Source organism: Legionella oakridgensis ATCC 33761 = DSM 21215, from assembly GCF_000512355.1.
GTDB classification, from domain to species: Bacteria; Pseudomonadota; Gammaproteobacteria; order Legionellales; family Legionellaceae; genus Legionella_A; species Legionella_A oakridgensis.
The window spans coordinates 342,501-353,909 of the sequence record NZ_CP004006.1 but is presented as its reverse complement, the minus strand read 5'-3'; the positions used below and the strand labels follow the sequence as shown (position 1 = coordinate 353,909).

Sequence of the window (11,409 nt, the reverse complement as noted above, 5' to 3'; positions counted from 1 at the left end):
TACTGTTTAATCGTGATCCAATTCAATATCAATTCCCAATGCCCTGATTTCCTTAAGCAATACGTTAAATGATTCAGGCATTCCGGGATCCATACGATGATCACCATCAACAATGTTTTTGTATATCTTGGTTCTTCCTCCAACGTCATCTGATTTTACCGTTAACATTTCTTGCAAGGTATAAGCAGCACCATAAGCTTCCAATGCCCATACTTCCATCTCTCCAAAGCGCTGTCCACCAAATTGCGCTTTCCCACCAAGAGGCTGCTGGGTAACCAGACTATACGAACCCGTTGAACGGGCATGCATTTTATCATCAACCAAATGATTAAGTTTAAGCATATACATATAGCCAACGGTGACAGGATTATCGAATTTTCTGCCTGTTCGACCATCCACTAATGTGGTTTTCCCATCTCCCGGTAACTCAGCCAACTGCAGCATGGCTTTGATTTCCGCTTCAGAAGCTCCATCAAACACCGGAGTTGCCATGGGCACGCCATCTCTGAGATTATTTGCAAGAACACGCATTTCTTCATCGTTTAATTTACTTAAATCAATGCGCTTTTTCTCATCATGGTTGTATATCTTATTAAGATAATTGCGAATATCAGACATAGGATGATTATTATCTAACATTTTTCCAATGCGTAATCCCAAGCCTTTTGCAGCCATTCCCAAATGAGTTTCGAGTACCTGTCCAATGTTCATACGTGACGGCACACCTAATGGATTGAGAACGATATCAACTGGCGTACCATCTTCCATGTATGGCATATCTTCCACTGGAACAACGATGGATATAACCCCTTTATTTCCATGACGACCAGCCATCTTATCCCCTGGCTGTATACGTCTTTTCACAGCAAGATAAACTTTAACGATTTTCAATACGCCAGGAGCCAAATCGTCACCTTGAGTTATTTTTTACGACTATCATTAAATCGTTTTTCAATTTCCTTAGCCAAGGATTCCAATTGTTTAGACAATTGCTCAAGTTGTTGGCTTATCACATCGTCTTCTACACGAATATCAAACCATTTTTCACGATCAAGCTTACTTAAATAATCGTTGGTTATTTTTGATCCTGATTTTAAACCGCCAGGGCCACCCGTTACCATTTTATCCAACAGTAACGTACGCACACGATGATAAATATCTTCTTCTCGAATGCGTCGCTCATCAATCAAATCCTTTCGTATCCGCGCAAGATGTTCTTCTTCGATGCTTTTGGCACGTGCATCTTTTTCAAGGCCATCGCGAGTAAAGACTTGTACATCAATAACGGTACCATTCATTCCTGACGGCACACGCAATGATGAATCTTTTACATCAGAAGCTTTTTCACCAAAGATGGCTCTTAACAGCTTTTCTTCAGGCGTTAACTGCGTTTCACCTTTTGGCGTGACTTTACCAACGAGAATATCGCCAGCAGCCACTTCAGCACCAATGTAAACAACACCAGACTCATCTAAATTAGCTAATGCTGATTCCCCTACATTCGGTATGTCAGAAGTAATTTCTTCTGTTCCTAATTTTGTATCTCGTGCGATGCAAGTTAATTCTTCAATATGAATCGTTGTAAATCGATCATCCTGGACAATGCGCTCAGAAATCAAAATAGAATCTTCAAAGTTATAACCGTTCCAAGGCATAAAAGCGACAAGAAGATTTTGACCTAATGCCAATTCTCCCATGTCTGTGCATGGACCATCAGCGAGAATATCACCGCGTTTGATACGGTCGCCTTTCGCAACAATTGGAATTTGATTAATGCAAGTATCTTGGTTTGAGCGGAAGTATTTCGTCAGGTTATAAATATCAACCCCTGTTTCACCAGCGGATGTTTCATCATCATTAACACGCACCACAATCCGTGCAGCATCCACAAGGTCAATAACACCACCACGTTTTGCAACCACGCATACTCCTGAATCAGAAGCAACATCCCGCTCCATTCCAGTACCAACCAACGGTTTTTCAGAGCGCAACGTTGGAACAGCTTGTCGTTGCATGTTGGAACCCATCAAGGCACGGTTAGCATCATCATGCTCCAAAAATGGAATCAGAGAAGCCGCTACAGACACGATTTGTTTTGCCGACACGTCCATGTAGTTAATTTTGTCCGGAGTCGTCAGCGAAAATTCGTTCTGATGTCGACAAGGAACCAAATCCGCTAAAATTTTGCCATTTCCGTCAACTTCGACGCTGGATTGCGCAATGTATTGGTCAACTTCTTCGATGGCAGAAATGTATTCAATTTCATCGGTAACACATCCATTAACCACCTTTCTGCATGGTGTTTCAATGAACCCATACTCATTTGTTCTTGCATAAACTGACAAGGAATTAATCAACCCAATGTTCGGACCTTCAGGCGTTTCAATGGGACACACTCGACCATAATGGGTGGTATGAACGTCACGAACCTCAAATCCAGCTCTTTCGCGAGTTAAACCACCTGGTCCCAATGCAGAAACACGGCGTTTATGAGTAACACCTGATAATGGATTAACCTGATCCATAAATTGTGAAAGCTGACTTGAGCCAAAAAACTCTTTTACAGCTGCAGATACTGGTTTGGCATTAATTAAATCTTGTGGCATAAGATTTTCTGACTCAGCCAAGCTCAAGCGTTCTTTTACCGCACGTTCTACACGAACCAAACCTACACGGAATTGATTCTCAGCCATTTCACCGACACTACGTACGCGACGATTTCCTAAATGGTCAATGTCATCAACCATGCCAATACCGTTGCGAATGTCGATTAATGTTTTAATAACAGCCAGTATATCTTCCTTAGTCAGCGTGCCGGGCCCCTGATCTTCTTTCCGACCTACTCTGCGATTAAACTTCATACGTCCAACCGCTGAAAGATCATAACGGTCTTCCGCAAAGAACAGATTTTTAAATAATGCTTCAGCAGCTTCTTTGGTGGGAGGCTCACCTGGCCGCATCATTCGATAAATTTCTACTAACGCTTCTAATTGGTTTGATGTTGGATCAATACGAATTGTATCGGATATATAAGAACCATGATCCAATTCGTTAGTATAAATCATTTCAAACGCGTGAATTCCATGCTCAATAGTGGAATCCAAGAGATCGCTTGTAATTTCATCGTTAGCCAGAGCAATCGCTTCTCCCGTTGACGTATCAACGATGTCTTTGGCAAGTACTTTACCAATCAAGTAATCATGAGGAACAACAAGAACACTCATATTGTTCTTTTCCATTAATTTAATGTGTCTTGTTGTTATTCTTCTTCCTTCTTCAACAATAACTTCGCCTGTCTCTGGAGCAATAATATTAAATAATGCAATTTCACCACGTAATCGTGATGGAATGAGGTCAATATGGAACTCACCATTTTTCAAATGACAGGACGTTGTCTCAAAAAACTCGGTTAGAATGGATTCCGTATCATAACCTAATGCGCGCAACAAAATACTAACAGGTAATTTACGACGACGGTCGATACGAACAAATACGCAATCTTTGGGGTCGAATTCAAAATCAAGCCATGAGCCACGATAAGGGATAATTCTGGCTGAATATAATAATTTGCCAGAAGAATGTGTTTTACCTTTATCATGTTCAAAAATAACTCCTGGGGAACGATGAAGTTGCGAGACAACAACTCGCTCTGTACCATTAATAACAAATGTACCCACATCCGTCATTAACGGAATCTCTCCCATGAAGACATCTTGCTCACGAATATCTTTAATGGGCTTTTCATCGCCAGTTGCATCTTTGTCAAGGACAACCAGTCGTACTTTAACTCTTAACGGAGCAGAATAGGTTAATCCTCTCAACTTGCATTCTCGTACATCGAAAGCTGGCTCACCTAAGCTGTAGCCAACGTATTCAAGTCTTGCATTGCCAGAAAAGCTATGAATTGGAAATACCGATGCAAAAGCCGCATGTAAACCAGTTTTTTCTTGTTCTTTTGTTCCAGCATCGGCTTGAATAAAATCACGATAAGATTTCAGCTGAATGTCAAGCAGATTAGGGATTTCCATCATATCCGCTTGTTTACCAAAGCTCTTGCGAAATCGTTTTTTCTCAGCATGTGAATATTGAGGGTTAGCAACTGCTTCGGCCATTAGGAGTTCCTCTATAAATTATTGAATATTTCAAACACGTAAACCCAGCCATGAAAACATGGCTGGGTCATCAATTATGATCTAGCGAAATTACTTAACGTCGACGGAAGCACCAGCCTCTTCAAGCTGCTTCTTGATATCAGCAGCTTCGTCTTTAGAAACACCTTCTTTAACGGTTGATGGAGCACCTTCAACCAAATCTTTAGCTTCTTTCAAACCAAGACCGGTGATACTACGGATTGCTTTAATCACACCAACTTTATTATCACCAAAACTGGTCATAACTACGTCAAATTCGGTTTTCTCTTCAGCAGCACTAGCAGCGGCAGCAGCAGGAGCTGCAACAGCAACCGCAGCAGCGGCGGCAGAAACGTTAAATTTCTCTTCCATCGCTTCAATTAATTCAACCACTTCCATAACAGACATGTTGGATATGGTTTCCAGAATTTCATTTTTTGATATAGCCACTTTTAACTCCTAAATTAAAATTATTTAAAGATTATCGTTCAGCTAGCCTGCTTTTTATCCTTGATTGCCGCGATAGTTCTCACTAACTTGGCATGAGGTTCTGCAAGAGTACGAACAAACTTCTCAATTGGTGCCTTCATTACAAACATCAGCTTAGATATTGCTTCATCTCGAGTCGGCAAGCTTGCAACAGCATCAAGCTGTTCTGCACCATATACTTTACCGCCTACGGATAACGCTTTAATTTCAAGCTTTTCGTATGATTTTGTAAATTCCTTAAGTAATCTTGCCGCATCTCCTGGAGATTCCATAGATAAAGCAATGAATAAAGGACCAACCAACAAGTCGCTTAAACAGGCAAAATCTGTTTTTTCAAATGCCCTGCGAGTCAGGGTATTGCGTACGACACGCAAATAAACGCCAGCTTTGCGTGCTTCTGTTCGAAGCTGAGTCATTTGATTGACAGTTAAACCACGATAATCAGCAACCACTGCTGAAATAGCCTTTGAAGCAACACTTGTTACCTCTTCAACCACGGCTTTTTTTGCAGCTAATGTTAATGTCACGTTACTGACCTCCTAAGTTGTTCAAACCACAAGGATTTGACTGTTAATGGTGGCCGTCTCTAAATGATTCCGGAGCCGGTTCACCGTCTGCGCAGGATATTAAGCAATGGCACCTGCGGTCTTCGACGGCATTGAACCTAGTGTCTATGCCGTGAATACTTTAAAAATGGGTGACTATTTTACATGGAAATTGATGCTGGATCAATAGTTAATCCAGGACCCATTGTGGTAGATAATGTTATTTTTTTGATGTATATGCCTTTTGATGAAGAAGGTTTGGCTTTCTTCAAATCAGCAAGCAATGCTGCGACGTTCTCTATTAAGTCGGCTGCTTCAAAATCAACCTTACCGACCGTGCAATGGATAATACCATTTTTATCGGTTCGATATCGAACTTGACCTGATTTTGCATCTTGAACAGCAGCTTCAACATTGGTTGTTACCGTTCCAACCTTCGGGTTAGGCATTAATCCTCTTGGTCCTAAAATCTGTCCTAATTGTCCGACGATTCGCATTGCATCTGGTGTTGCAATAACAACATCAAAATTGATTTCACCATTTTTGATCTGGTCAGCCAAATCTTCAAAACCCACCAAATCAGCACCAGCATTTTTTGCTTTTACAGCATTATCACCCTGGGCAAACACGGCAACGCGAACTGCTTTACCTGTTCCTTTTGGAAGATTGGTTGATGCACGAACGACCTGATCAGATTTACGCGGATCGACTCCCAAATTTACAGCAATATCAACACTTTCGCGAAATTTTGAACTTGTAAATTCTTTCAAGACAGCTATTGCTTCAGATGCTTTATATAAGTGATTAGGTAAAACTTTTTCTCTAATCTTTTTTGCTTTTTGCTTAACTTTGCCATGGTAACCTCTTATTCTACGCCTTCGACTTCAATGCCCATGCTACGTGCCGTACCTGCAATACTACGTACAGCGGCCTCTAAGGTTGCTGCCGTCAAGTCAGGTTCTTTTGTCTTAGCAATTTCTTCAAGTTGTGAACGTTGAAGTTTAGCGACTTTCTTGGTGTTAGGTGTACCACTACCGCTTTGAATTCCAGCTGCTTTCTTCAATAATACCGAAGCAGGCGGTGTTTTAGTTATAAAAGTAAAACTACGGTCACTATACACAGTGATAACGACAGGAATTGGCAATCCTTGCTCCATAGATTGCGTGCTGGCATTAAATGCCTTGCAAAACTCCATAATATTCACACCGCGTTGACCTAAGGCCGGCCCTACTGGAGGACTTGGATTAGCTTTCCCCGCCGGTATTTGTAATTTAATATAAGCTTCTACTTTCTTAGCCATTTTTACTCCTCATTTGGGTATAACGCTATTTCATCATTTCAATTACTTTAGCTTCCCGGGTTAAACACATTGGAAAATTCAATGCGTTAAATCCTCCATCAAGTTTTTTCAACCTGACTAAATTCTAGTTCCACTGGCGTAGAACGTCCGAAAATAAGCACGGCTACACGCAGTCGATTTTTTTCATAATTTACTTCTTCAACAACACCATTGAAATCAACAAATGGGCCTTCTTTAACACGCACCACCTCCCCAGGCTCAAACAATACCTTGGGTTTTGGTTTGGTTACACCTTCCTCTACACGCTGCATAATAGCACGTGCTTCTTTATCAGAAATAGGAGTGGGCGTTTGGCTGGTTCCGCCAATAAATCCTAATACTCGTGGGATTGCACGTATCATATGCCAAGTTTGATCATCCATTACCATATGAACGAGCACATAGCCTGGAAAAAACTTACGAGTACTCTTGCGTTTTTGTCCAGCACGCATCTCAACAACCTCTTCAGACGGCACAACAATTTCGCCAATCTTATCTTCAAGACGGTGGTGTTCCACACGTGATTTTATTTCGCGCATGACAAAATTTTCATAGCCTGAATAGGCATGCACAACATACCATTGTTTGCTTTTCTGTTCTTCCACCTTGGTCAACCTAAATGCGTTATTTTCCCAATTGCCCACATCATACCTGCATCAATGCCCCAAAGTATCAGGCCTGTTACAGCAACCATAATCATGACGATTGATGTGGTTTGTATTGTTTCCTGGCGACTTGGCCACACAACTTTTTGTAATTCTACTTTCGCTTCTTTTGCAAATAAGAAAACTTGCTTACCTTGCGTTGTAAAGAATCCAAAAACAAATATCAATACCAGCCAACCTACCCATATAAGCACTTTTATTGGAGTTGAAAAATGAAAATAGTAAGTCCCAAAAAATGCAGCTATGGTCACCAATATCATTGCCATCCATGATAAAACATCACGAGGCATTATTCTGGATTTATTTACGTTTTTCATATTTTCTTTTAATGTTGGCAGGCCAGGAGGGAATCGAACCCCCAACCTGCGGTTTTGGAGACCGCCGCTCTGCCAATTGAGCTACTGGCCTAGTTTTAGGCTTTCTGGACTTTAAGTCCAGAAAGCCACATTCAAGTAAAATCCACCCAGATGGCTTTACTCAATGATTTTGGCGACAACACCTGCGCCTACAGTACGACCGCCTTCGCGAATCGCAAAACGCAACCCCTCATCCATCGCAATAGGTGCATGTAAGCTGACAAGCATTTGAACATTATCACCAGGCATGACCATCTCCGTACCTTCCGGAAGCTCGCAAGTTCCCGTTACGTCCGTCGTTCTAAAATAAAACTGTGGACGATAGCCATTAAAGAATGGAGTATGACGTCCACCTTCATCTTTAGATAAAACATACACTTCTGCTTCAAACTTCGTGTGTGGCTTGATGCTGCCCGGCTTAGCTAATACTTGCCCACGCTCAACTTCATCACGCTTCGTGCCACGTAACAGCACTCCAACGTTATCACCAGCGCGGCCTTCGTCAAGCAACTTACGGAACATCTCAACACCCGTGCACGTCGTCTTCACCGTATCACGAATTCCAACAATCTCAACTTCTTCACCAACTTTAATAATTCCGCTTTCAACGCGCCCAGTAACAACCGTACCGCGTCCAGAAATTGAGAACACATCTTCAATCGGCAACAAGAAGCTCTTGTCAATATTACGAACTGGCTCAGGAATATATGAATCCATCGTCTCAACCAGCTTCTCAATCGCTGCCATACCAATGTCACTCGTATCGCCTTCCAGCGCTTTCAAAGCCGAACCAACAACAATTGGAATGTCATCGCCAGGAAACTCATAGGAGCTCAACAAGTCACGTACTTCCATCTCAACAAGTTCTAACAATTCAGGATCATCAACCATGTCAGCCTTGTTTAAAAACACAACAATATAAGGAACACCAACTTGTCGTGACAACAAAATATGCTCGCGGGTTTGTGGCATCGGACCATCCGCTGCAGATACAACTAATATCGCTCCATCCATTTGTGCCGCACCAGTAATCATGTTCTTCACATAATCCGCATGTCCAGGACAGTCTACGTGTGCATAATGGCGAGCAGCTGATTCGTACTCCACATGCGCCGTGGAAATCGTAATCCCACGTTCTCTTTCTTCTGGCGCCGCATCAATTTGATCATAGGCTTTCGCTGTACCGCCATATTTCTTCGCCATAATCGTCGTAATCGCCGCCGTCAGGGTCGTCTTACCATGGTCAACGTGACCAATCGTCCCCACATTCACGTGTGGCTTCTTTCGCTCAAATTTTTCCTTCGCCATCGGAAAATCTCCCCTAATTGGTTAATTATTATGGTGCCCACAACTGGACTCGAACCAGCGACCTCTTCCTTACCAAGGAAGTGCTCTACCGCCTGAGCTATGTGGGCTTATAATCCCAGTTTCCGTTACCCCGTCATCTGCGGAAAATTGGAGCGGGTGATGGGAATCGAACCCACACCATCAGCTTGGAAGGCTGAGGTTCTACCATTGAACTACACCCGCTTACTATTAAAAGCCAATCAATGAGTCCTACTTGATTGAGCCAGATCATGTTACGCTTATGGCACGCAGATCATCACAGATTCGAATTATATCACTCTAACTCTGTGGATTAAGTTTTAAATCCATAAACATTGGTGGAGGGGGAAGGATTCGAACCTTCGAAGGCTGAGCCGTCAGATTTACAGTCTGATCCCTTTGACCGCTCGGGAACCCCTCCAAAAAGATTGCCATTTTCTTTCATGGAACAGCTAAAGTCAATAGTTCTTTAGCCATGAAGGTAGTATTTAGATGGTGCTGGCACCAGGAATCGAACCCGGGACCTACTGATTACAAATCAGTTGCTCTACCGACTGAGCTACGCCAGCAGTATTTTTTAATATTCGCCACCAACTACGCTATCCAGGCATATTTATTGTTTTAATTACTTGCTAACTACCCACATACAGGCAATCTGCTAGGTACTTATTTCAGCAGGATTAACCTCCGCCTGGCAATTTTTTATTTGGCAAACACTAAGAAGCCAGCATAAGCTGGCTTCCATACAAAAAAGCCCTGGCGATGACCTACTTTCACATGGGGAAGCCCCACACTATCATTGGCGCGCGTTCGTTTCACTTCTGAGTTCGGGATGGTATCAGGTGGTTCCAAACGGCTATGGTCGCCAGGAAAAACGGTATTGGAAGCTTACGCTTCCAAGTGGTAAAGATTGAGGCATACACAAACGCATGCGTTAACCTGAATCAACTCAGGTTATATGGTCAAGACAATCAGCCAATTAGTACGAGTTAGCTTCACGTATTACTACGCTTCCACACCTCGCCTATCAACGTCGTCGTCTTCAACGGGCTTCATGGGAAAACTCATCTCGAGGGAGGCTTCCCGCTTAGATGCTTTCAGCGGTTATCCCGTCCAAACTTAGCTACCCGGCAATGCAACTGGCGTCACAACCGGTACACCAGAGGTTTGTCCACTCCGGTCCTCTCGTACTAGGAGCAGCTCCTCTCAATTTTCCTACGCCCACGGCAGATAGGGACCGAACTGTCTCACGACGTTCTAAACCCAGCTCGCGTACCACTTTAAATGGCGAACAGCCATACCCTTGGGACCTGCTGCAGCCCCAGGATGTGATGAGCCGACATCGAGGTGCCAAACACCGCCGTCGATATGAACTCTTGGGCGGTATCAGCCTGTTATCCCCGGAGTACCTTTTATCCGTTGAGCGATGGCCCTTCCATACAGAACCACCGGATCACTAAGACCTACTTTCGTACCTGCTCGAGCCGTCGCTCTCGCAGTCAAGCACCCTTTTGCCTTTACACTCTTGGTACGATGTCCGACCGTACCGAGGGTACCTTTGTGCTCCTCCGTTACTCTTTGGGAGGAGACCGCCCCAGTCAAACTACCCACCATACACTGTCCTCATCCCAGTTCATGGGACCAAGTTAGAACCTCAACAATCACAGGGTGGTATTTCAAGGTCGGCCCCATACAAACTAGCGTTCATACTTCTTAGCCTCCCACCTATCCTACACAGTCATTGTCAAAGTCCAGTGCAAAGCTGTAGTAAAGGTTCACGGGGTCTTTCCGTCTAGCCGCGGGTATACGGCATCTTCACCGCAATTTCAATTTCACTGAGTCTCGGGTGGAGACAGTGTGGCCATCGTTACGCCATTCGTGCAGGTCGGAACTTACCCGACAAGGAATTTCGCTACCTTAGGACCGTTATAGTTACGGCCGCCGTTTACCGGGGCTTCGATCATCAGCTTCAGCTCGCGCTTAACCAAATCAATTAACCTTCCGGCACCGGGCAGGCGTCACACCCTATACGTCTTCTTACGAATTTGCAGAGTGCTGTGTTTTTATATAAACAGTCGCAGCCACCTGGTCTCTGCGGCCTTCGCCAGCTTCATTACGTAAAGCAACTAACCAGCAAAGGCGTACCTTCTCCCGAAGTTACGGTACCATTTTGCCTAGTTCCTTCACCCGAGTTCTCTCAAGCGCCTTAGTATTCTCTACTCGTCTACCTGTGTCGGTTTGCGGTACGGTTCTCTATAAGCTGTCGCTTAGAGGCTTTTCCTGGAAGCTTGGCATCAATAACTTCTCAGCACACCAAAGTGTCTGAACCACTCCGCACCTCAGCGTTAGCAGCAAGTCGGATTTGCCTGACTCGCCCGCCTACATGCAAGTACCAGGACAACCATCGCCTGGCTCACCTAGCCTTCTCCGTCCCCCCTTCGCACTTATAAAAAGTCCAGGAATATTAACCTGGTTCCCATCGACTACGCGTCTCCGCCTCGCCTTAGGGGCCGACTCACCCTGCTCCGATTAACGTCGTGCAGGAAACCTTAGACTTAC

7 protein-coding genes, 5 tRNA genes, 2 rRNA genes and 1 pseudogene (1 of these 15 cut by a window edge) are annotated in these 11,409 nt (G+C 43.8%); all 15 read right to left on the bottom strand.

Annotated elements, in window-relative coordinates; genetic code table 11:
• Positions 1 to 6: 6 nt before the first annotated feature.
• Positions 7 to 4,112 (bottom strand): annotated as a pseudogene (gene rpoB, locus LOA_RS01710) (DNA-directed RNA polymerase subunit beta).
• A gap of 90 nt (positions 4,113 to 4,202) precedes the next feature.
• Positions 4,203 to 4,580, bottom strand: coding sequence for a 50S ribosomal protein L7/L12 (gene rplL / locus LOA_RS01705; protein ID WP_025384870.1), 378 nt, complete (start codon positions 4,578 to 4,580; stop codon positions 4,203 to 4,205).
• A gap of 38 nt (positions 4,581 to 4,618) precedes the next feature.
• A complete protein-coding gene (gene rplJ / locus LOA_RS01700; protein ID WP_025384869.1) occupies positions 4,619 to 5,146 on the bottom strand; it encodes a 50S ribosomal protein L10 in 528 nt (175 codons plus the stop codon).
• Positions 5,147 to 5,325: 179 nt separating this feature from the next.
• A complete protein-coding gene (rplA, locus tag LOA_RS01695; RefSeq protein WP_042238637.1) occupies positions 5,326 to 6,033 on the bottom strand; it encodes a 50S ribosomal protein L1 in 708 nt (235 codons plus the stop codon).
• On the bottom strand, positions 6,030 to 6,464 hold the full coding sequence (rplK, locus tag LOA_RS01690) for a 50S ribosomal protein L11 (RefSeq protein WP_025384867.1): 435 nt from the start codon (positions 6,462 to 6,464) through the stop codon (positions 6,030 to 6,032). The genes rplA and rplK overlap by 4 nt, the downstream gene beginning before the upstream one ends.
• Before the next feature lie 98 nt (positions 6,465 to 6,562).
• Entirely contained in the window at positions 6,563 to 7,108 is a 546-nt protein-coding gene (gene nusG / locus LOA_RS01685) for a transcription termination/antitermination protein NusG (RefSeq protein WP_025384866.1), read from the bottom strand.
• A gap of 5 nt (positions 7,109 to 7,113) precedes the next feature.
• Positions 7,114 to 7,485 carry a preprotein translocase subunit SecE gene (gene secE, locus LOA_RS01680; protein WP_025384865.1) on the bottom strand — a complete coding sequence of 124 codons (372 nt, stop codon included), beginning with the start codon at positions 7,483 to 7,485 and terminating at the stop codon, positions 7,114 to 7,116.
• Positions 7,486 to 7,500: 15 nt separating this feature from the next.
• Positions 7,501 to 7,576, bottom strand: a tRNA-Trp gene (locus tag LOA_RS01675).
• Positions 7,577 to 7,641: 65 nt separating this feature from the next.
• A complete protein-coding gene (tuf, locus tag LOA_RS01670) occupies positions 7,642 to 8,832 on the bottom strand; it encodes an elongation factor Tu (RefSeq protein WP_025384864.1) in 1,191 nt (396 codons plus the stop codon).
• Between the two features lie 31 nt (positions 8,833 to 8,863).
• Positions 8,864 to 8,939, bottom strand: a tRNA-Thr gene (locus LOA_RS01665).
• Positions 8,940 to 8,980: 41 nt separating this feature from the next.
• Positions 8,981 to 9,054, bottom strand: a tRNA-Gly gene (locus LOA_RS01660).
• Positions 9,055 to 9,186: 132 nt separating this feature from the next.
• Positions 9,187 to 9,271 (bottom strand) — tRNA-Tyr (locus tag LOA_RS01655).
• Between the two features lie 72 nt (positions 9,272 to 9,343).
• Positions 9,344 to 9,419, bottom strand: a tRNA-Thr gene (locus LOA_RS01650).
• Between the two features lie 185 nt (positions 9,420 to 9,604).
• A 5S ribosomal RNA gene (rrf, locus tag LOA_RS01645) occupies positions 9,605 to 9,720 on the bottom strand.
• A gap of 88 nt (positions 9,721 to 9,808) precedes the next feature.
• Positions 9,809 to 11,409, bottom strand: a 23S ribosomal RNA gene (locus LOA_RS01640); it runs 1,300 nt beyond the window's last position.

Bases quoted from the DNA above. Each gene is read 5' to 3' on its own strand.
- secE (WP_025384865.1), bottom strand. From the start codon at position 7,485: ATGAAAAACGTAAATAAATCCAGAATAATGCCTCGTGATGTTTTATCA.
- tuf (WP_025384864.1), bottom strand. From the start codon at position 8,832: ATGGCGAAGGAAAAATTTGAGCGAAAGAAGCCACACGTGAATGTGGGG.
- rplK (WP_025384867.1), bottom strand. From the start codon at position 6,464: ATGGCTAAGAAAGTAGAAGCTTATATTAAATTACAAATACCGGCGGGG.